Source organism: Rufibacter sp. JT3400010, assembly GCF_054956755.1.
On record NZ_JBUDXA010000015.1, the window covers coordinates 70,829 to 91,499 of the forward strand.

Genomic DNA, 20,671 nt, shown 5'->3' on the forward strand with positions numbered 1-20,671 from the left:
TCCTGTCACTATTGAAGGAGTACAAGGCTTTGCAGAAGAAGGCAATGCGTGGATCTGCAGTTGTAAACATCCCCCTTCGCCCACTTCAAAGGGGGAGTATCTACACTTCTGCCACTTTCCCCTTTCCAGTCTTTCCCGAGCGCGCCTCGCTTTTGGCCCTGTATTGGCAGAACCAAGCGCAAAGGACACTGCAGGCCGAAAGGGCAGTGCGCGAGGGGAAGACGGGGCCTCGCGGCCGTGAGCGCACGAAGGGCAGCTATGCAACAGCCCAGCATAAGGGCACCGCATCCACCAGCCGCCACGCCAGCAACAGGCAAAAGGCATGCACCAAAACACCTTCCAAAAAGCTACTTACGCAACAGGCCAACTGCATGCATCCACGCACCAAGCGAACAAAAACTCCCGTTTCCGGCCTGTTTGATGAAAACAGAACAGAAACGGGAGCCTTAAACAAAAGTAACTTTCTAGAACGGATACCCAATGGCTAAATTCAACACCCCAGTGCCGAAGAGGCCGGAGGTGGGTCTGTCCCCGTTGGGATAGGTAGGATCGCGGAGCGGGTAAGCTAAATCTACCCGTATCACAAAGAACTGCACATCAATCCTCACCCCGGCACCGGCACCAATGGCCAGTTCGTTCATGAAGTTACCACTGAACTTTCCGCCGGGGCGGGTAGGGTCTTCGTTCACGAGCCAGATGTTACCGGCATCCACAAACAGGGCACCTTTCAGGTATGGATCCATTAGCGGGAACCGGAACTCGGCGTTTCCTTCCAGACGGATGTCACCGGTTTGGTCAAAGTAAGAAAAGTTCTGGGAAACCTCATTGCCGGGTTCCTGTAAGGCTCTGGGGTTGTAGGTTCCCGGACCAAGGCTGCGGGCCGGAAACGCCCTGATGCTGTTAGGTCCGCCAATGCCGTATTGTTTGATGTAAGGCAGCACGTTGGAATTGCCGTAGGGCAAACCGTAACCGCCCAGCAAGCGCGTGGCCAGTACCAGTTTATCTGTGATATTGAAGTAGTAGCGGGTTTCCAGGTCAAATTTGGCGTATTGCGAAAGCGCCTGACCTCTGAAGGTGTTAGGATTCTCTGGGTCGGCGGGACGGCCGTTCTTGGCCCGGTAAAAAAGACCCCATAAACCGCCTGAGAAATCCAGCCCGGGGCTGATGTAGAACTGGTGCCGGCGGCCTTCAATGCCTTGGGTGTTGAACACCAACCGGTAATTACCGCCTATGATTAACTGCTGGTCAAAGGCACGCGCCAGAAACGGACGGTCTGCTAATTCCTGCTGAAAGGCGGGCGTTGGATTGAGTAACCGGGAGTATTGTACCTGTACTGGGTTGATCTGGAGCTCAGTGGTGGCGTATTGCCGCCAAGAGTAACCGTACTCAAAGTTGAAGGAGTTCTGCTGAAAGAATTCTTGCCGGTTGATAAACCGAAAGCCTAGCTTAAACCGCGTTCTGGGCTGGTACATGCTGCTCGCAATTCTGATGTTGAACGGCGAGATGATGCGGGGTACGTGCATCTCGGCATCGGCACCTACCTCCATGGAGGTAAGCCCAGAAGTGCGGGTACTGTCCCCGTGAAGCTGCGACTCAAACGAACCTACCAGGTTCAAGAGCAACAGTTCGGCGCCGCGTAAAGCATTCCGGTTCCGGAAACTGACCGTAATACCTGGCCCCGCATACCCATTCGATTTCTGCACCATATTTACCTCAGCCCGTATAGATTTCTTTTTGGCCTGGGTCAACAGAATATCCGCATTCAGGCGTCCGTCTAGGCCAATGGAATCTAAGGGGGTGAACCGCACTTCGGCAAATTTGAAGGTGCCCAGGTCCATGAGGCGGTTTACCGTTTGCAGGTGGCGTTTGCGGCTGTACAGATCGCCGTTTTCCACAAAAACCGCGTTCAGAATGGTTTTGGCTTTGAAGGTTTCCTCGTCTGGATAATACTTATAGTCTTTGAACTGCACGGGCGGCTCTGTGTCGCCTAAGGTGTCACCTAAAGAGAAGTCCGTAAAGATGCGTACCTGGCCGTACCGGTACGGGATCAAGGCCTTCTGCGGAGCTGTGTCTTTCAGGCGCACATAGATGTTGACCTTGTTGTTGAGAGTGCTGTCTACGTGGTAAATCAGATAGCTTTCGTCAAAAAAGAAAAAGCCTTTCTCTTTCAATATCTCGTTCACCCGCAGGCGTTCGGCTATGAGTTTCTCCAGGTTGTAGGGGTCATTCACCTTCAGCAGGCTTTCTGGCTCAGTTTCCCGAATGGCAATGGAAACGCTGTCATTCCCCTGCGGAAACTGAATTTGCTGAATGATGTACTGCTTTCCTACCGTAGCGGTGTAATGCACCATGGCCATTTTGCGTTTGCTAGTGGTGTCTATGGTGTGGTCCAGGGAAGGGGAGAAATAGCCGTTGTTGTACAAGCGGTTAATCATGGCGCCTCGTACGCGGTCTGGGTGCGCTTCGCTCAGCAACACTGGCGGCTCTCCTAGGCGGGTTTTAATCCAGTTGGCAATGCCCTTGCGCTCGCGGTTGCCGCCCATGGCGTTGTAGATCCAGAGTTTAGGACGCATACCCAGGAAAGAAACATTCGGCTGCGGCCGAATGGCGGCATTCAATTCCGGTTCCAGGGCCTTGGTGTCGGTTTCAGGATAGGGTGAGGTTACCTTGATGTCGCCGCCAATGTAGAGGTAGTCGCCCTGGGGCACGCTTTTGGTGCTGCTACAGCCAGCCAACAGGGCCAAGAGCGCTACCAGAGGCAGGCTCCTGAAAAAGGGAGATTTGAAGAAGGTCAAGTGGGTAGTAGGCGCTATCATTATTTTGCTTTGCCAGTATTTTTGAAGAGGTCTGCGAGGCTGTCATACTCGCGCACGAACAGAAGGGAGACACCGGTACGCTGTAACTGCCCGTCCAGGAAGCCTTCATAGGCATTGTTCCGGAAGGCGCGTAACCGCAACCGCCCATCCCGGGTCACGGAGTACTCCACTGATACATCGCCCGCAAACCCGCCGCCGGTGGTTCCTGCGTTACCAGCGTTATTTGTGGTGTTGCCTCCGCCCAGCGGAATGTCCGTCCCGAAACTTACGGTTAGACGGTCATTGAGTAGCTGACGCTGCATGGCTACGTTCAGGTCTGTGCGGCTCTGGGCATCGCCGGAAGAGTAGTCTTCATAGGAGTTCAACCCTAATTGCAGACCTAAGCCACCCAGGTATTGACCGGTGAGGGCATTGAGTTGGTCTGAGAGCACTTTGCTGGCGCTGCCGCGCAAGGAACTGCCTATGCCCCCTCCGCCCGAGGACGCCAATGGGTCTTGTGCCATGAACCGGCCCAGCACCAGTAAAGAGAAGACTTGTTTGGTGCGTTCAGATTCCTGGGTAGGTTGGCTTAACTGCTCCAGACGGGCACGTACCTCTTCCACTGCCCCACCTTTTGCTTTCTCATCTAACTCAATGTTGAAGGAGATGGCCGGGTTCATGAGCTCACCGTCCAGGTTCAGGCGCACATCAAACGGCAGTTTGTTGCGGAATTGCCCGGCGCTTCCTGCATCTACCCCTGAGGTCTGGCTCTGGATGAGTTCCAGCGGGGCGGCGTCAACGTTGTAAATGGCCGTGATGTTGGCATCGGCGTCCAGCATGTCACCGGTCCAGACAATGTAACTGGCGGGATCAAAAGCAAACTCCCGTTTCACCAGTTCATACAGGTTCATGGAGTAGAGGCCTTCGGTCACGTCATAGCGGCCCGATAAGGTGATGTTCTCGGTCACGTCATAGCCCACGTTCAGATTGGCCACGCCCCTGATGGTAAGATTATCACCAGACTCTGGGTCTACCAGTACGGTGATAGGCGTCTCATCGGTGAGCGTGAGCGTCATGGTTAAGTCAATGCCTTGTACCTCAGCGTCCACGGTGTCTATCTGCTTCTGCCGGTTAATACGGCGGTTGCGGGTACTATCCACATCCACAAAGACCACAATGCCTTCGCGGTTCACACCCGCTTCTTCCTGCGGCATCACATACGTCAGGTTGGAGTTAGGGGCTACCGTTACGTTGGTGTTGATGATGGGCACGTTCAGGTCACCGGTAATGCGGGTGTCGCTGTCCAGGAATACCTGGCCGTAATACAACTCATTGTCAGCGGCGGTGCTGTTCATGACCATAAAGTCATCTGTGGTGGCGCGTAAATCAAACCGGTAGTCTGTGAAGTTGGAAGTAAGAATGGCTCCGTTCACGGTGGCGCGGTTGTTCAGGGAGTCCAGCATGACAAAGTCATTGAACTGGATGCCTTCATTGTTCACGGTCAGGCGTTCATCGGGTACCCGGAAGGTAGAGTTGAGCATGGCCAGGTTGAAAGTAGCCTCCCGGAACTGCAAGTCGCCGGCAATGCTAGGAGCATCCACGGTTCCTCTAATGGCTACATCGCCCAGAATACTGCCGCCCAAGTCTTTGACCATGCCCGCCGTGAAAGGCTGAAGACTAGCCAGGTTTAGCTGGCCCATGTCCAGGTCAAAGGAAATAGGTTGCCCTTCGGTTGTAAGGTAATAGCCCGCCAGGGTAACGTTGTTGCCGTAGCCGGTTAGGCGGGCGGTCATGTTGTAGCGGTTAGCGGTAGGGTTGCTGGCCTGAAGGGTAAGGTCACCTACCGGGAATGTCTGGTACTCTAAACCGGTAAGGGCCATATCTGCGGTAAAGCTCATGTTCCCCGATATGTCATTCACTGTGGCTTGTCCGTTCAGGGTACCGGCTACCAGACTGTCTTCCTGCACAATGGCGCGGGCCAGATAACCTAAGTCCACACTAGTCAGGTTGACGTTGAGCGGGGAGTTCTGTGCTGTTGGGTTCTGGCTTTGCAGGGCAATAGCCATCGGACCATTAGATAAGCGCAGGTTGTTGGCCACCACAGCCCCAGAATTGGTATAATACCGCACAAAATTGTTAGGGGCCACCGTCCAGGCATCGCGGTTAATGAGCAGGTCTGGGGCTACGTTCACTTCAAACCCGTTGGTGATTTGCCGCAGCAGTACCCCAATGGCTGATTCTTCCTCGCCGGTTTCGCTTTGATTGGCCGCGCGAACGGCTACCGTGTTATCCTGCACATTTCCGCCCAGCACAATGTTGTTCACCCTAAACGTAGTGTCCTGGCGAATGCGCTCTGCCTTTGCTGTATAGTTCAACTGATTAGGGTCTGACGAAACATTGAGGCTGATGGAGTCTAGCCGTATGCCGTTGTACCGAAGCCGTGGCACACTGGCCACCATTTGTAGATTGGCGGTTTGGCTGTTGTAGCTCCCATAAAGTGTATCTAAGCGCAGGCGCGTGAGGCCCGGCACGAAGGCTTGGAACACGCGCGGTTTGTGCAGCGCCATGCTGAAATCAAACTGCCGTGCCCGTGCGCTAGGTTTGTACCCCCCGTTCCCCAGGTCATAGTACCGGCTGATGTGGTTCATCAATTCTGCCCCAATGTCTCCTAAACCAATGTTCCCGTTCAGGTTGGCGGTGATCACATCAGACAAGACCCGTAGTTCGGTTCTATTGGTTTGCTGCGTCAGGTACACCGCCAGGGAGTCGAACTGGAGCGGACGGTTGTTGCTGGTGAGGGCGGTGTTGCGGGCAATGATGGAACCGTTGAGGCTGTTGGCATCGCCGCCGCGTAAATCTGCAATGATATCGCCGCGCAGGCGCAGGTCTTCCGAATACAGTTTCAAGGCCTGGAAGTCTACGGCCCGCAGGTTGGCATTCATGGCTATGGCTGGTTGCGCGCCCCGCAGGTTTATGGTGCCATTCAGCCCGAAGTCCAGGTTTTCATCTTTGGTGCTGTTGGCTTTGATGACATACCGGTTGCGGTTAGCGTCTACGTCAAAGTTGAGGTCATGGTAGTTGTACCCGCCGTACTCAAAGCCTTGCACGGTTCCGTCAATGCTGGCTACCATGGTTTCAGGGGTAAGGCCGGTTCCGTTGATGTTGGCTACCAGAGAAGCCCGTCCCAAGGTTTTGTCATTCATGAGTCGGCCCAGGTCAAAGCGCATGAGCCGTACGTTGCCTTTGATGCGCTCCTGGCCTGCGGTTCTGCCCGGTGTCATGTCAATTTTGGCAATGGCGTTGCCGAAGGTAGTGCGAACGGTGGCATCTACATCAAAGGCGGTCATGGTGCCGCTGAACGAGCCTTGCACGTCCATAGACGGGGGCAGGGTAATGTTGGCCGGTAACGTACCTGCCGGAAGCAGAGAATTTACATCTGCCGCAGTGGTATGGAAACGGTTGATCTGGAGGTTGGCCGCCAGATTATCTGGATTAGGTAAACCCCTGATGCGCCCATTCAAGGCTAGTTCTGTATTGCGCCAGCCGCTCACGCGCACGTTGCTTAACAGCAGGTTGTCCATGCGGCCGTTCACCACGCCGCTCAAGCGCACCGTCTGGTTCAGATTTCCGGCTAATGGTGGCTGACTTACTAAGGCAGGCTGCAACAAGGCTATGTCCCGGAACCCGATGTAAGTGTTCTGCAGGTCAGCCGAAAGGGTGAGTTTGCTCAGGTCATCGGCAGCCGTTTCTAAAGATGGATAACCCACTTTGATTCGGCGGGCAATGCGACTATGACCCGTTTCCAGCACCAAATCTGATAATTCGGTCTCAACCGAGTCAAACAAAATACCAGCCGTGAATTGCTTTACCTCAAACCCGCTTTTCTCCTGGAACGTCAATTGCTCCAGTTGGGCGGTGGTGCGGTTGGTGCTGTAGTACAGGTCGTTGAGTTGAATGTTGAGGTTGCGCACCATGAGGTGGTTGTAGTCCATGCCGCGGGCCTGCTTGGGGGCGTCATAGTTGTCAAAGGCGGCGTCTACTTCGGTTACGTTCAACTTGTCTAAGGTAAATACCCAATTTACGGGTTCACCCGTGGTTTTGGAAACGGCTTCCTCAATGGCTTCCACGGCTTCGGCGGGGTTCACCACGCGGTACTCGGCGGGCATCTCGGCGTTCTGGGAGTAGGCGAGGGTACTGTTGTGCAGTTCCAGGTTGCTCAGGTCAATGCGCGAGTTGATGAGGTCTATCTTGTTAGAAGCCATTCGGGCCTGGCCCAGGTTCACGTCTATGTACTGCTTGGCCACGCCGTTGCGGTACTTCAGCTTGACCCTATCCAGCGCCACGGTTTTGAGCCCGAACTGCATGGTCATGGGTTCTGATTCGCCTTCGGGCGGCACTTTGGTCTGCACCATGTCTACGTAGGTATCGCGCAGCGTGATATCTCCTATGCGATAGATTTCCTTGGTGAGGTCCAGTTCATCCATCTCCACGTTGAGGTTGCCCACGCGGGTACGCACGTTCTGGCCGTTCACCTCATCACGGTAGGTGAGGAAGACGTTCTTGAAATCAAGGGTGCCTATGTCATAAACAAAACCAGCACTGGTGGTGTCCTGGGCAACGGTGGTGTCTGTGGGCGTGGCGAAGGCTGCCAGGATGTAGTCAAAGTTGAAAGCACTGTCTGGTAGGGTGCGGTAGATGTGCCCCGTGGCGTTCTCCAGTTCCAGTGACTTCAGTGCCACTTTAGACTTCAGAATGCCCAGAATATCCAGGTTCACGGCCAGCCGCTCAGAGTACCAGAGCGTGTCGCCTTTCTGATCTTCCAGGTACACGCCTTCCAGCAGAATATCCTTCCGGAAATCACTGCGGAACTTGCCAATGCGCACCTCGGTGCCAATCTTGTTCTGCAGGTAATTCTCAGCCTTGCTGGCGGCAAAGTCCTGCACCTTGGGGATCTGCAGTGCCACTAACAGCAACACTACCAATACTAACACCCCGCCAATAATCCATAGGAGCACGGCCAGTGTCTTAAGCGTATATTTCTTAACAGTATGCGTAGACAAAATGAATGAGGTAGCAATATTAGGAGATGTTACTTGTACTCAAGTTATATAGCTGTGGTTACATATAGTCTTGTTAAAGAATAGGATTAAACAGCGTTTTTAAGCTTTTTTCCGAAAATTGGCTCCAAAACAGTGCTCTTTTTCCTGTTGCCGAGGGAAGGAAAAAGGCGGTTACTTTCAAAGTGGCTCCAAATGCGTATGCTGTACAAAAAGTCTTCTTATGCGCGACGTGCCTACTCCTCCCGCTTCCTCCACCAAACATGCCATCAACCGTGAACGCCGACGGCTCCTGTGGCGGGTGCAGCACGCGTTGGAAGCGCCGATGGTCTTTCTGGGGTTTGTCTGGCTGGTGCTGCTGGTCATTGAGTTGATCTGGGGCCTGAGTCCTGTGCTGGAGTTGCTGAACTACGCCATCTGGATCATTTTCGTGCTGGATTTTATCCTGAGGTTTATGCTGGCTCCAGAGAAATTGGATTTCCTGAAAGCGAACTGGCTGATGGCTGTTTCACTGATAGTACCGGCCTTGCGCGTTCTCCGGATTACTCGGTTGGTGCGGGTATTCAGAACCGTGCGGGCCGTGCGGGGTATCCGATTAGTGCGGGTATTGAGTTCCTTGAACCGAGGCATGAGAAGCCTGAGCGCCACCATGGGCCGCCGGGGCTTCGGGTATATGCTGGCCTTGTCTTTAGCCGTCCTGTTCTCTGGTGCGGCCGGAATGTACGCCTTTGAAAACGAAGTAGCCGGCGGCATTGCTTCTTACGGCGAAGCACTCTGGTGGACGGCCATGATCCTGATTTCACTAGGCAGTGAGTACTGGCCCAAAACGCCCGAAGGACGGGCGTTGTGCTTTGTGCTCGCGCTGTATGGGTTCGCCGTATTCGGGTATTTCACCGCCTTGCTGGCCAGTTTCTTCCTGGACCAAGACGCCTCCAGCGACAGTTCTGACCTAGCCGGGGCGCAGCAGATTGAACAGTTGCATCTGGAAGTAAAGCAGTTGCGCCAGGAATTACAGGCAGTGTTGGCGTTACAGCAGAAAGCATTTCCTGCGATTTCACCGGAAAAGCCGGATGGTAAAGAAGAGTAGGAGGGTGAGCCGCTTTCGGCACAGACGCTCGCAGGTCTGGAAGACGCTGCGAGGTCTTTTGAGGGGACGGTGTTGTAGGGTGAACCGGAACCTGCCCTTCAAACAATAGAAGTTGATTCAGCAATAGATTTTTGAGGCTCTCGCCTCACGGAAGTTGCAAACTTCCGAACATTGTAGGTCCAAGTTGAAAACTTGAACCATATTGTGCTTCTAGGGGAATACGCCTTTGAAGGAGAAAGCAATGCGTGAGAGACAAGGCAGTGCCTGGTCTCTACGGGTTTTATTATCCCTATTCCCATATCACCATCTCCATAGCTACTTTCCCCTTTCCAGTCTTCCCCGAGCGCGCCTCGCTTTTGGCCCTAGACAGACAGTGGCTAAGAGCAAAGAACTTCTCAGGCCGAAAGGGCAGTGCGCGAGGGGAAGACGGGGCCTCGCGGCCGTGAGCGCACTGAGGGAGACTATGAAACAACCCAGCATAAGGGCTCCGCATCAACCGGCCGCCACGCCAGCAACAGGCCAACTGCTTGCACAAAAGAACCATACAGGCAACTATCGCTCCCCACAACTCTGTTCAGTCTTAACAAGCCGACGAATATCAAAACCCAAGTTCTGCGCCTTCTGCGCTAATTGGCTATAAACAGAAGAATCTAACTGAGGTGAACGGGCCAAAATCCAAAGGAATTTCCGGTCCGGGGAGCCAACCAAAACGTGAGAGTAATCATCTGCCAAATCCAGAATCCAGTAATCTCCCCGAAAAGGCCAAAAGAACTGTACCCGCAACTTGGTATTGTTACTGCCCTCCACCGGAAAAGCTTTGCCTATTGCACCATCATCTTTGCCAGAAGCGCTGCCTTTGCGGCAGGAGTTGCGCACTTCCACGTAGCCCTCTTTGGGAGTGTACTGGGCGGTGGTACAGTGGCAGCCCTTTTCAAAACGGTTGGGAATAAGAGCAATTTCGTACCACTTACCGGCATAGCGCTGCAGATTTACGGAAGGTACGGTGGGTAAAGGGGCGTGACTGGGCCGCCGCATCAGGTACAAAGCTACCGTGATCAGGAGAACAGCGCCAAGTGTAGCGAATACAAATGGTTTCTTCATAGCAGTACAAATAAAAGCCATTGCCCCCTCATGACCCGTTAGCCTGAACTAAACAGATGGAAAGTAAAGCAATGGCTTTTATCCTGCCCTGATTAGTAGAGGGGCTTGCGCATCTGAAAATGCTGCACTTCGCCGAAGAGGACGTGAGATGGGAACTCTTCTATAAACCCATTTCGCTTGTAGAAGTTTTTGGCGTACTCGCGGGCCTGCACAATCAGATCTTTCGCGCCAAGGCGGCGGGCTTCTTCTTCCACTGCCTGTAAAAGCCGACGGCCCACTTGTTTGTTCTGGTATTTGGGCCCTACGGCCAGAAACCGGAGTTGGGCTTCAGAATCGGTTTCCATGTGTACGCGGCATCCGCCCATGATTTCACCGGTATTCTCGTCAATGGCCATTAAGTGGGTGGCCTGGTTGTCGTCTTCCATGCGTTCGCTGCCCACCGGCTGGTGCCAGGGCTTGCGTAACATTTCATAACGTAAACGGTAATACTGCTCAAACTCGTGAAAGCTGGAGGGCTGAATAATTTGCATGACTGCGTTTTTAAGCTCTTTTCCGTAAAATTTCGCTAAACTAGTAACTTTGTACGGCATCCGGCAATAAAACTATTCAAATACATTTCATTTCATTTAAAACTTTTGTTATGCCCTCTTTTGACATTGTGAGCAAGGTGGACCCGCAAACGCTGGAAAACGCCATGAATACCGTAAAAAAGGAAATCCAGACGCGCTTTGATTTCAGAGATACCAAAGGCAGCGTGGAACTGGACAAGAAAACCAACATAGTGCACATTGTCACCGAAAACGACATGCGCCTGCGCCAGATTGAAGACATTATCCTGAGCAAGATTGTAAAGCAGCAGATAGATGCCACCGCCCTTGATTTCAGCAATGAAGCCTTCCCCAGCGGACCCATGATCAAGAAAGACGTGAAAGTGCGGGCCGGTATTGACAAAGAAGACGCAAAAAAGATTGTGAAGCTCATCAAAGACAGCAAGCTGAAAGTGACCCCGGCCATCATGGACGACCAGGTGCGCGTAACAGCCAAAAAGATTGATGACCTGCAGGACGTGATTGCCATGCTGCGCCGCGCCGAGTTAGGAATTCCGCTGCAGTTTGTAAACATGAAGTCCTAAGCGGCGGGCTCACGTAGTTATACCCAAAAAGAGGGACAGGGCCGTAGTTGCTTTAACCCCATCTGGCAGACTGCGTTTAACTCTCTAGCTTGTTCCCATAACACACCACCTGATCTAATAGAACTATGTTTGACGTATTTTCCAGCCCAGATGTCTGGCTAAGCCTCCTTACCCTTACCTTCATGGAGGTAGTGCTGGGGATAGATAATATTGTGTTCATCTCCATTGTGGTGTCTAGGTTGCCCAAAGCCCAGCAGGCCCGCGGGCGCACCATTGGGTTGATGTTCGCCTTGGTCTTCCGGATTATCCTGTTGTATTTCATCAGCCATATTGTGAACGCGAACCAGCCCATCTTTTCCTGGAATCTGCCCTGGATGGACGAGCCGTTTGCGGTTTCCTGGCGTGATATTATTCTGTTTGGCGGGGGCTTGTTCCTGTTGGCTAAGAGTACCACCGAGATCCATAACAAGCTGGAAGGCGAGGAAGAAGGGCACGGTTCTACCGGTGGAACCTCTACCATGGGTAAGATCATTATCCAGATTGTGTTGGTAGACATTGTGTTCTCCTTTGACTCCATCTTAACGGCGGTAGGTTTGGTAGACCACGTAATTGTCATGATTGTGGCCGTCATCATCTCCATGGGTATTATGCTGGCCTTCTCTAAATATGTGAGCGACTTCGTGAACGACCACCCAACCGTGAAGATGTTGGCCCTTTCCTTCCTTATCCTGATAGGGGTGATGCTGGTAGTGGAAGCCTTGCATGCCCACATCCCGAAAGGCTACATCTACTTCGCCATGTTCTTCTCCCTGGTGGTAGAAATGCTGAACATGAAACTCCGGAAGAAAACTGATCCCGTGCAGTTGCGCCAAAGCGAAATCAAAACGAAAGACATTACCGCCCAAGGACGTTAACGGTCCATTTTTCAAGAAAGTGCTGAAAACAAAAGCGGGAGCCTGTAAAGGTTCCCGCTTTTGTTTTTAGGCAGTTTACGAAAAAACAGGTTATAAACGGAGTTGACGGAGACACTGGTAGAATCTACGCACACTACGAGGTCTTGCAACTTAGTGCAGTTACTACAGCGTGGCAATCTGGCTATACGCTGGCGTGAGTCTCCAGACTCATGCCGATGGATGAGTGGAGTCTCCGGACTCCAGTGTCCCGGCTGGTGGTGCCCGGCGAGTCTCCAGACTCGCTTCATCCTAAGTCATGAGACTTCAGTCTCGCGCCAGAGGGTGTTATAAGCACGTTTCTGACCAATTCTCCAGAAAGGAAGCCCAAAATGCAATTGCTCTGGTAAGAACCATTTTATCGTTTTTCAATCCTTAATCCTCAATTTCGTGCTCTTCTTGTCCTCTTAGTGGAAGGTGGGTTTGCTTTTGAAGATTTTAAATTTTATTATTAAAGTGCCGTTTCGTTAAGACAATTTTAACGAGGAGTGGAGGAGTGATGAAGTAGTTGATATTACTTGATTTTTACTTCCACCCCTAGACCTAAACCCTAAACACCTACTAAGCAAACAACCTTCTTTATGGCTAATAACACCTACGATGCCATTGTCATTGGATCTGGAATTTCTGGTGGCTGGGCTGCCAAAGAACTCACCGAAAAAGGACTGAAAACCATTCTGCTGGAGCGGGGCAAAAACATAGAACACGTCAAAGACTACGTAAACGCCAACAAACACCCCTGGGAGTTGCCGCACCGCGGAGGGCGCACGCAGGAGATGATTGAGAATTATCCGGTGCTTAAGCGGGATTACGTGCTCAGTGAAGATACCCTGGATTATTGGGTAAATGAAAAGGAAAGTCCGTACATAGAGAGCAAGCGTTTTGACTGGTACCGTGGCTACCACGTAGGGGGCCGCTCGCTTATGTGGGGTCGCCAGAGTTACCGCCTCTCTGACCTTGATTTTGAGGCCAACGCCAAAGACGGCATCGCAGTGGACTGGCCCATCCGTTACAAAGACATAGCACCTTGGTACAGCTATGTGGAGAAGTTCGCGGGTATTAGCGGTTCCAAAGACAACATTCCGCATTTGCCAGATGGCGAGTTCATGCCGCCTATGGAGTTGAACTGCGTGGAGAAAGACGTGGCAGCCCGCCTCAAGTCGCATTACAACGGAAACCGCCACCTGATCATCGGCCGTACGGCCAACCTTACCTCTGCTCACCACAACCGTACCAACTGTCAGTACCGCAACAAATGTCGGCTGGGTTGTCCGTTTGGGGCGTACTTCAGTACCCAGTCGTCTACGCTGCCAGCGGCTATGGCAACCGGTAACTTAACGCTTCGGCCGTTCTCCATTGTCACTAAAATCCTGTATGACAAAGATACTAAGAAAGCCAAAGGGGTAGAAGTGCTGGATGCCGAAACCAACCAAACCTATGAGTACTTCGCCAAAGTGGTGTTCCTGAATGCTTCTACTTTGAACTCTACCTGGGTGTTGATGAACTCCGCTACGGATGTTTGGGAAGGTGGTCTGGGCAGCAGTAGCGGACAGTTGGGCCACAACCTCATGGACCACCACTTCCGGACCGGGGCCAAAGGCGATGTGGAGGGCTACGAAGACAAATACTATTATGGCCGTCGGCCGAACGGCATCTACATCCCGAGGTTCCGGAACCTAAACGGTGAACAGCGCGACTACATCCGGGGCTTCGGGTACCAGGGTAGTGCCAGCCGTACCGGTTGGGGCCGGGAAATTGCGGAAATGGGCATTGGCGCAGACTTGAAAGAGGCCATGACCGAGCCCGGTGCCTGGACCATGGGTATCAATGCCTTCGGGGAGACGTTGCCGTACCATGAGAACATGGTGAAGCTATCCAAAGAAAAGAAAGACAAATGGGGCCTTCCGGTGCTGGACATTTCCTGCGAGATTAAGGAAAACGAGCACAAAATGCGCATAGACATGGCCAATGACGCCAAAGAAATGCTGGAAATAGCCGGACTCAAGAACGTGGAAACCTATGACTCCGGTTACGCCATGGGGCAGGGAATCCACGAGATGGGCACCGCCCGCATGGGCCGCGATCCTAAATCATCGGTGCTGAACCAACACAACCAAGTGTGGGACGCGCCCAACGTGTACGTGACAGACGGCGCGGCCATGACCTCGGCGGGTTGCCAGAATCCATCGCTTACCTACATGGCCCTTACTGCCCGCGCCGTAGACCACGCCGTAAGTGAGTTGAAAAAAATGAACATCTGATATCCCTCTAGCTAACCCTCATGGCCGAAGAAGAAAAAAAAATCGCCCCGCAAGACAGCACCAGACGGCAGTTCCTAAAAACCGGAGCCCTGGCCGCCGCTGGCTTTATGATTGTGCCCCGCTATGTGCTGGGCGGCAAAGGCTACACCGCGCCCAGTGACCGACTACGGATAGCCGCCGTGGGCGTAGGCGGAAAAGGCGAAAGCGACATCAAAAGTTTTTATGACAGCGGCAAAGCCGATATCACGTTTCTCTGCGACGTAGATGATGCCCGCGCCGCTAACTCACGGCAACGGTTTCCCAAAGCCAAATACTACAAAGACTGGCGTGAGCTATTCGACAAGGAAGCCAAAAACTTTGACGCCGTCTCTGTTTCCACGCCGGACCATAACCACGCCGTGACCACTATGGCGGCCATGCAGTTGGGCAAGCACGTCTACGTGCAGAAACCGCTCACGCATGACATCTACGAGGCCCGCATGCTCACCGATGCCGCCAAACGCTACAAGGTAGTCACGCAAATGGGCAACCAGGGTGCCTCCGGCGATGGCGTACGTCAACTGCGCGAATGGTATGATTCAGGAGCCATAGGTAAGGTGCACACCATTTACAGTTGGACTAACCGGCCCGTTTGGCCCCAGGGAATTCAATGGCCCACTTCCAAAGCAGAAGTTCCCCAAGGCTTGGATTGGGACCTGTGGTTAGGTACGGCGCCTTACAAAGAGTACGTGAACAAACTGGTACCCTTTAACTGGCGCGGCTGGTGGGATTACGGCACTGGTGCCTTGGGCGACATGGGTTGCCATTTGATTGAAGCCCCGTTCCGGGTACTTGATTTGCAGTACGCCACCGATGTGCAAGCCAGCGTAGGCAGCGTGTATGTAGACGAGTTCAAGCGCGGTTATTTCCCAGAAAGCTGCCCCCCGTCCAGCCACGTGACCTTGACCTTCCCCAAAACCGACAAAACCAAAGGTCCGGTAACCCTGCACTGGATGGATGGCGGTATTCAGCCCGAGCGCCCCGAAGAACTTGGCCCTAATGAAGTATTCGGCGACGGCGGCAACGGCACGCTCTTCGTGGGGACAAAAGGTAAGATGATGTGCAGCACCTACGGGGCAGACCCGCGCCTGCTGCCTACTTCCCGCACCCATAAAGTGAAACCAAAACACCAACTAGCCAGAGTACCCGGCGGGGCCGACGGACATTATGCCCAATGGGTAGAAGCCTGCCTGGCCGGATACGGCAAAATGGAAGTCAGCTCTCCGTTTGAGATTGCTGGTCCACTCACTGAGGCCTTGCTCATGGCCAATCTCGCCATCAGAGGGATTGACGTGCGCAGGCCTAAAGCAGACGGGAACGGGTTTGATTATCCTGGCCGTGGCGTAAAGCTACTCTGGGATAACGACAACATGCGCGTCACCAACTTTGACGAGGTAAACCAGTTCGTGAAACGCGATTACCGCGCCGGATGGACGTTGGGTGTGTGATGGGTAGGGGTGTTGTTGTTAGATAAAGTAAGATTCTATAAGTTAAATCTCTAGTAAATGAAACACGCATTCACGACTTGCTTGCTTTTCATTATGGTAATGAGTGGCTATGGACAGCAAACCTCATTCGATTTAAACAGAATTAAATTCAATGGAGTAAGTTTTTTGGCGTCTAAGGAGATAGTCGTAAAAACTTTTGGCAAGCCCAAAGTTAATTACCCCGATTATGAATGTGGCGCTCATTCTAGAGAACAGCCCGGAAGCTCGTTTTACCAACTTCTCTACCAAGGGTTCAATTACATTGGACGTGACAAAGAGAAATTTCAACTAGAGGAAGTCAACTTTGATGTTAAAGGTAAAACCAAATTGAAATATGGCGATACAGACCTGAGTGGACTAACAACCAAGAATGATATGATAAAACTTTTCGGGAATGAGGCTAAAGAACAATTTGATAAAAAACCGGTGGATGAATTATTCTTTTTTTCCAGCCATAGAGATGATGGGGCAACGTTTTATTTCAAGAATGGAAAGCTCATTAAGTTTGAATATTGGTCTCCTTGTTGACATAGAAAAGCCTATTCCTAACTAGGCCTATATGGCAGTCTTGCCACCATATAGGCAACTCCAATAAAAATACAGAACAGAAGTTCAAAGAACCTTTTACACATGAATAGAAGAGAAGCGATTGCCGCTATTGGTTGGCTGATGGGCGGGACCATGATTGGGGCCGAATTCCTGGTATCCTGCACCAACAGCTCTCCCAAGGTCAACAAGCTATTTGACCAGGACCAGGTAGCGTTTTTAGATGAAGTAGGGGAGACCATTATCCCTACAACCAGCACGCCCGGCGCAAAAGCCGCCAAGATTGGCACCTTCATGGCCACCATGGTGCAGGACTGCTACACCCCAGAAGATCAGAAAGTGTTCCTGAAAGGCATCTCCCAACTGGATGATGCCAGCAAGAAGAAATTCAATAAGAAATTTCTGGAAGCAAGCGCCCAGGAACGCACCGCCCTCCTGAACCAACTAGACAAGGACCAAAAGAACCATCAGCAAAACAAGAAAGAGGAAGACCCTAACCATTACTTCAGAATGATGAAGGAACTGACGTTGCTGGGTTACTTCACCTCAGAAGTGGGGGCCACCCAAGCCCTGCGCTACCTTCCGGTGCCGGGCCGTTATGAGGGTTGTATGCCTTATAAAAAGGGAGACAAAGCCTGGGCTACCTAAGGGAAGCACTTCTAAAAGTAAACGCCGCCCTCAAATCCAATTATCCTGCTTTTGTGAGCTTTCCTGAAGTTTAAAAGTAGGGTGTAAGAGGGAAACTGATAGGATTGCCAGATAAAATCCCGTATTTAAGCTGATTTTCAGAAAATAGGTCTGAAACAAGTATTGGCTTCTGTGTTGGCAAACACTGAAACCAGTAGAACCGGAACAGAAAAATAAACCCATTTTGCTTTCTGTTGAATCTGAGGAAGTTTATCTGGGACCAGTTATCATTACCAAACCTAAATTAAATAGAATTACGCGTACCCACTATGAAAAAAGTTTTCCTTCTCTTAAGCTGCTGCGCTTTCATGGCAGCCTGTAACAGCAATTCTACCACCAATGAAGGTGCCGTGGAAAGTTCAAGTGCAGATTCTTCTTCGGCGGCCAATATGAGTGCCGCAACCCGTCAATCTGACGCAGACACCACCAGCCTGAACATAGGCACGGACCGCACGGCGGGCACCGGCGTGGCAGCGCACGCAGAAGGCGAAAAGTTGATAGCGCAGTCAGACTGTACCGGTTGCCATAGAATAGACCAGAAACTGGTAGGCCCGGCGTACCAGGCAGTGGCAGATAAATACGAGAACAACGAGAAAGACACCGACTACCTGGCCGGCAAAATCATCAAAGGCGGCAGCGGTGTTTGGGGACAGATTGCCATGACGCCGCATCCCAATCTGAGCGAAGACGAAGCCAAACAAATGGCGCAGTACATCTTGTCGCTTAAAAAATAAATAGCCTATGGCCCTCCGGAACATTTTTCCGCTACTGGCAATGGGTGCTTTTTGCGCCTGTATGTCTTCGCCCTCCAAAACAGTTATGGATAACAATCAATCAGCGGGCAGCGCTGCAGAGGCTAGCTTTCGTCTTTTATTTGATGGAAAGACCACCAAAGGCTGGCACACCTACGGGCAAGCCGAGGTGGGCAAAGCCTGGAAAGTAGACAATGGTACCCTGCACCTGGATGCTGCCAACAAGCAGAATTGGCAAAAGGGCGACGGCGGAGATCTGGTAACGGAGGAAAGCTTTGATAACTTCCACCTGAAACTGGACTGGAAAATAGCCGCCAACGGCAACAGCGGCATCATCTTGTTTGTGCAGGATGATGCCGCCAAATACCCTAACACCTGGAACACCGGCCCCGAGGTGCAGGTGCTGGACAATGAAGGCCACCCTGATGCCAAGATCCACAAGCACCGTGCCGGTGATTTGTATGACCTAATCGCCAGCAGCCCTGAAACGGTGAAGCCTGCCGGCGAGTGGAACCAGGTGGAAATCATCAGCAACAATGGTCGCCTGGAAATCATCCAGAACGGGAAGAAAGTGGTCACTACCACCCTGTGGGACGATAATTGGAGAAAGATGATAGCCGGAAGCAAGTTCAAAGACATGGCTGGTTTTGGGGCTTTCAAATCTGGTAAAATAGCCTTGCAGGACCACGGCGATGACGTGTGGTACCGCAACATCATGATCAAGCGGCTGTAGACGGAAACCTTGCCTCTTCGGCAGAGCCGAAGAAGGAAAGTACCAACTAAACATGCCCTAACCCTCTCGGTACACTTATGTCAGATAAAAATAGAAGAACTGCCATCAAAGGAATACTGGCTACTACTGCCGCCTTGACTGCCACCGGGTCTTTAGCCTGTTTTGCCCAAAATGAGCAGAAAACAGAAGCCGCTTACCCGTTAAAAGGAAACATCAACCACTCAGTATGCCGCTGGTGCTTCAATGATTTATCAGTGGAGGAACTGTGCGTGGCCGCGAAGGGAATGGGTCTGAAAGGCATTGATCTGGTTGGGCCTAAAGATTGGCCAACTCTTCAGAAACACGGGCTAATCTCAACCATGTGCAACGGCGCAGAGATCAGCCTCACCGAAGGGTTTAACCATCCGCAGTACCACGCCACGCTGGTCAAGAATTATTCAGACATGATTCCGTTGGTTTCCAAAGCCGGTTACACCAACCTGATTTGCTTCAGCGGGAACCGCAACGGCATGGATGATGAAACCGGATTGAAGAACTCGGTGGAAGGTCTCAAAAAACTGCTGCCGCTGGCCGAAAAGCACAAAGTAGTGCTGGTGATGGAACTCCTGAACAGCAAAGTGAACCATAAAGATTATATGTGCGACCGAACAGCCTGGGGGGCAGAACTGGCCAAACGTTTAGGCTCAGAGAACTTCAAACTGCTGTATGATATCTACCACATGCAGGTAGACGAAGGCAACGTGATCCAGACCATTAGAGACAATCACCAATACATTGCGCATTACCACACCGCCGGGGTGCCAGGTAGGCACGAGATTGATGACACGCAGGAACTCAATTACCCAGCCATCATGCGGGCCATTAAAGCCACCGGTTTCAAGGGCTTCGTGGCGCAGGAGTTCATTCCGCAGGCCAAAGACAAAGTAGCTTCCCTGAGAAAAGCCGTTCAGATCTGCGATGTCTGATTTGCTTTCTTTCAACTAACTCAAACAAACCGTTTATACCTACCTCTAAAACCAAATGAACAACAGAAGATCTTTTCTACAGAAGCTCGGTTTACTATCAGCGGGCGTGGCATTTGCGCCCTCGCTGCTTACTTCCTGCGATTCTTCCAATCAAAACACCGGCAATACCGCCTCCACCGCGGAGGGCACAGGTGCCAGCACGGCCAGCACTGGTAATGAAGATACCGGCATCAGTGACATTGGTATCCAGCTCTACACCCTGCGCGAGTTGCTGCCCACTGACGTGAAAGGCGTGATTGGGAAAGTGGCACAAGCGGGATACAATGATGTGGAAACATATGGCTATTCCGTAGACAAAGGTTACTGGGGCTTACAGCCCACCGCTTTCAAAGAACTGCTAACCGCCAACAATCTGCTCTCTACCAGCGGACACTATGAGTTTGGCCAGTACATGAAAGACGGCAACACCGACATTGTGAAACGCTACATTGAGGCCGGTAATATTGTAGGCCACGAATACATCACGGTGCCTTACCTGGGTGAAGAGCTGCGCAACAGCGCCGATGCCTACAAGAACATTGCGGAGAAGGTGAACAAAGCCGCCGAACTGTGCAAAGCCTCTGGTCTGAAACTGGCTTACCACAACCATGATTTCGAGTTTAAGCAATACGGCAACACCACTGGTTATGACATCTTGCTCAAAGAAACCGATCCGGCGTTGGTAAGCTTCGAGGCTGATTTGTTCTGGATGGAAAAGGCCGGCCATAAACCGGTTGACATGTTTAACCAACACAAAGGTCGCTTTGTGATGTGGCACGTGAAAGACATGGACAAAGCCAAGCCAGACCTGAACACTGAGGTAGGCAGCGGCACCATCGACTACAAAGCCATTTTCGCCCAAGCTAAGACCTCCGGCGTAGACCGCATCTTCGTAGAGCAGGAAAACTTCGCCACCGGCATGGACCCCTTCCAAAGCATTAAACAAAGCCGTGACTACGTGAAGAACACGTTGTTGGCGTAAGCTTTCCTTTACATCAATCGCACTCTAGTTCGGGCCTGTTTTCCCAAAAGCAGGCCCG

The 20,671-nt window shown here is 52.0% G+C and carries 16 protein-coding genes; 12 read left to right on the forward strand and 4 right to left on the reverse strand.

Annotated elements, in window-relative coordinates; translation table 11 throughout:
- The first annotated feature begins 11 nt into the window (after positions 1-11).
- Positions 12-488 carry a hypothetical protein gene (locus ACY0JR_RS14215; RefSeq protein ID WP_462634767.1) on the forward strand — a complete coding sequence of 159 codons (477 nt, stop codon included), beginning with the start codon at positions 12-14 and terminating at the stop codon, positions 486-488.
- On the opposite strand, the gene tamL is transcribed toward ACY0JR_RS14215, so the two are convergent.
- A complete protein-coding gene (gene tamL / locus ACY0JR_RS14220; protein WP_462634768.1) occupies positions 465-2,816 on the reverse strand; it encodes a translocation and assembly module lipoprotein TamL in 2,352 nt (783 codons plus the stop codon). The two genes, ACY0JR_RS14215 and tamL, sit on opposite strands and share 24 nt — an antisense overlap.
- A complete protein-coding gene (locus ACY0JR_RS14225; RefSeq protein ID WP_462634769.1) occupies positions 2,816-7,810 on the reverse strand; it encodes a translocation/assembly module TamB domain-containing protein in 4,995 nt (1,664 codons plus the stop codon). Before ACY0JR_RS14225 ends, tamL begins: the two co-directional genes overlap by 1 nt.
- Positions 7,811-8,075: 265 nt before the next feature.
- Between ACY0JR_RS14225 and ACY0JR_RS14230 the strand changes: the two genes are divergently transcribed.
- Entirely contained in the window at positions 8,076-8,939 is an 864-nt protein-coding gene (locus ACY0JR_RS14230) for an ion transporter (protein WP_462634770.1), read from the forward strand.
- A 552-nt stretch (positions 8,940-9,491) separates the two neighbouring features.
- On the opposite strand, the gene ACY0JR_RS14235 is transcribed toward ACY0JR_RS14230, so the two are convergent.
- Positions 9,492-10,040 (reverse strand): lipocalin family protein, encoded by a 549-nt coding sequence (locus ACY0JR_RS14235; protein WP_462634771.1) that lies wholly within the window; start codon positions 10,038-10,040, stop codon positions 9,492-9,494.
- Between the two features lie 92 nt (positions 10,041-10,132).
- Entirely contained in the window at positions 10,133-10,570 is a 438-nt protein-coding gene (locus ACY0JR_RS14240) for a GNAT family N-acetyltransferase (protein WP_462634772.1), read from the reverse strand.
- Between the two features lie 110 nt (positions 10,571-10,680).
- Here ACY0JR_RS14240 and ACY0JR_RS14245 point away from each other — a divergent pair, with 110 nt between their 5' ends.
- The 10 genes from ACY0JR_RS14245 to ACY0JR_RS14290 all read left to right on the forward strand — a co-directional run bounded on the left by ACY0JR_RS14245 (position 10,681) and on the right by ACY0JR_RS14290 (position 20,613).
- A complete protein-coding gene (locus ACY0JR_RS14245; RefSeq protein ID WP_462634773.1) occupies positions 10,681-11,172 on the forward strand; it encodes a YajQ family cyclic di-GMP-binding protein in 492 nt (163 codons plus the stop codon).
- A gap of 125 nt (positions 11,173-11,297) precedes the next feature.
- Positions 11,298-12,086, forward strand: a complete 789-nt coding sequence (locus ACY0JR_RS14250; protein WP_462634774.1) for a TerC family protein — start codon at positions 11,298-11,300, stop codon at positions 12,084-12,086.
- 617 nt (positions 12,087-12,703) lie between these two features.
- On the forward strand, positions 12,704-14,383 hold the full coding sequence (locus tag ACY0JR_RS14255) for a GMC oxidoreductase (protein ID WP_462634775.1): 1,680 nt from the start codon (positions 12,704-12,706) through the stop codon (positions 14,381-14,383).
- 20 nt (positions 14,384-14,403) lie between these two features.
- The gene (locus ACY0JR_RS14260; protein WP_462634776.1) at positions 14,404-15,870 is read left to right on the forward strand and encodes a Gfo/Idh/MocA family protein; all 1,467 of its coding nucleotides are present in this window, start codon (positions 14,404-14,406) and stop codon (positions 15,868-15,870) included.
- 57 nt (positions 15,871-15,927) lie between these two features.
- Positions 15,928-16,437 carry a hypothetical protein gene (locus ACY0JR_RS14265; protein ID WP_462634777.1) on the forward strand — a complete coding sequence of 170 codons (510 nt, stop codon included), beginning with the start codon at positions 15,928-15,930 and terminating at the stop codon, positions 16,435-16,437.
- A 102-nt stretch (positions 16,438-16,539) separates the two neighbouring features.
- Entirely contained in the window at positions 16,540-17,103 is a 564-nt protein-coding gene (locus tag ACY0JR_RS14270) for a gluconate 2-dehydrogenase subunit 3 family protein (protein WP_462634778.1), read from the forward strand.
- 308 nt (positions 17,104-17,411) lie between these two features.
- On the forward strand, positions 17,412-17,876 hold the full coding sequence (locus tag ACY0JR_RS14275) for a c-type cytochrome (protein WP_462634779.1): 465 nt from the start codon (positions 17,412-17,414) through the stop codon (positions 17,874-17,876).
- An 85-nt stretch (positions 17,877-17,961) separates the two neighbouring features.
- Positions 17,962-18,627, forward strand: coding sequence for a 3-keto-disaccharide hydrolase (locus ACY0JR_RS14280; protein WP_462634780.1), 666 nt, complete (start codon positions 17,962-17,964; stop codon positions 18,625-18,627).
- Positions 18,628-18,704: 77 nt separating this feature from the next.
- Positions 18,705-19,592, forward strand: a complete 888-nt coding sequence (locus tag ACY0JR_RS14285) for a hydroxypyruvate isomerase family protein (protein ID WP_462634781.1) — start codon at positions 18,705-18,707, stop codon at positions 19,590-19,592.
- A gap of 55 nt (positions 19,593-19,647) precedes the next feature.
- Positions 19,648-20,613 carry a sugar phosphate isomerase/epimerase family protein gene (locus tag ACY0JR_RS14290; protein ID WP_462634782.1) on the forward strand — a complete coding sequence of 322 codons (966 nt, stop codon included), beginning with the start codon at positions 19,648-19,650 and terminating at the stop codon, positions 20,611-20,613.
- The last annotated feature ends 58 nt before the right edge of the window (positions 20,614-20,671 follow it).

What these genes read in the sequence shown, in the direction of transcription:
- ACY0JR_RS14270 (WP_462634778.1), top strand. Translation starts at nt 16,540, where the DNA reads ATGAATAGAAGAGAAGCGATTGCCGCTATTGGTTGGCTGATGGGCGGG.
- ACY0JR_RS14285 (WP_462634781.1), top strand. Translation starts at nt 18,705, where the DNA reads ATGTCAGATAAAAATAGAAGAACTGCCATCAAAGGAATACTGGCTACT.
- ACY0JR_RS14280 (WP_462634780.1), top strand. Translation starts at nt 17,962, where the DNA reads ATGGATAACAATCAATCAGCGGGCAGCGCTGCAGAGGCTAGCTTTCGT.
- ACY0JR_RS14255 (WP_462634775.1), top strand. Translation starts at nt 12,704, where the DNA reads ATGGCTAATAACACCTACGATGCCATTGTCATTGGATCTGGAATTTCT.
- ACY0JR_RS14275 (WP_462634779.1), top strand. Translation starts at nt 17,412, where the DNA reads ATGAAAAAAGTTTTCCTTCTCTTAAGCTGCTGCGCTTTCATGGCAGCC.
- tamL (WP_462634768.1), bottom strand. Translation starts at nt 2,816, where the DNA reads ATGATAGCGCCTACTACCCACTTGACCTTCTTCAAATCTCCCTTTTTC.
- ACY0JR_RS14245 (WP_462634773.1), top strand. Translation starts at nt 10,681, where the DNA reads ATGCCCTCTTTTGACATTGTGAGCAAGGTGGACCCGCAAACGCTGGAA.
- ACY0JR_RS14235 (WP_462634771.1), bottom strand. Translation starts at nt 10,040, where the DNA reads ATGAAGAAACCATTTGTATTCGCTACACTTGGCGCTGTTCTCCTGATC.
- ACY0JR_RS14240 (WP_462634772.1), bottom strand. Translation starts at nt 10,570, where the DNA reads ATGCAAATTATTCAGCCCTCCAGCTTTCACGAGTTTGAGCAGTATTAC.
- ACY0JR_RS14230 (WP_462634770.1), top strand. Translation starts at nt 8,076, where the DNA reads ATGCGCGACGTGCCTACTCCTCCCGCTTCCTCCACCAAACATGCCATC.
- ACY0JR_RS14290 (WP_462634782.1), top strand. Translation starts at nt 19,648, where the DNA reads ATGAACAACAGAAGATCTTTTCTACAGAAGCTCGGTTTACTATCAGCG.
- ACY0JR_RS14265 (WP_462634777.1), top strand. Translation starts at nt 15,928, where the DNA reads ATGAAACACGCATTCACGACTTGCTTGCTTTTCATTATGGTAATGAGT.
- ACY0JR_RS14260 (WP_462634776.1), top strand. Translation starts at nt 14,404, where the DNA reads ATGGCCGAAGAAGAAAAAAAAATCGCCCCGCAAGACAGCACCAGACGG.
- ACY0JR_RS14250 (WP_462634774.1), top strand. Translation starts at nt 11,298, where the DNA reads ATGTTTGACGTATTTTCCAGCCCAGATGTCTGGCTAAGCCTCCTTACC.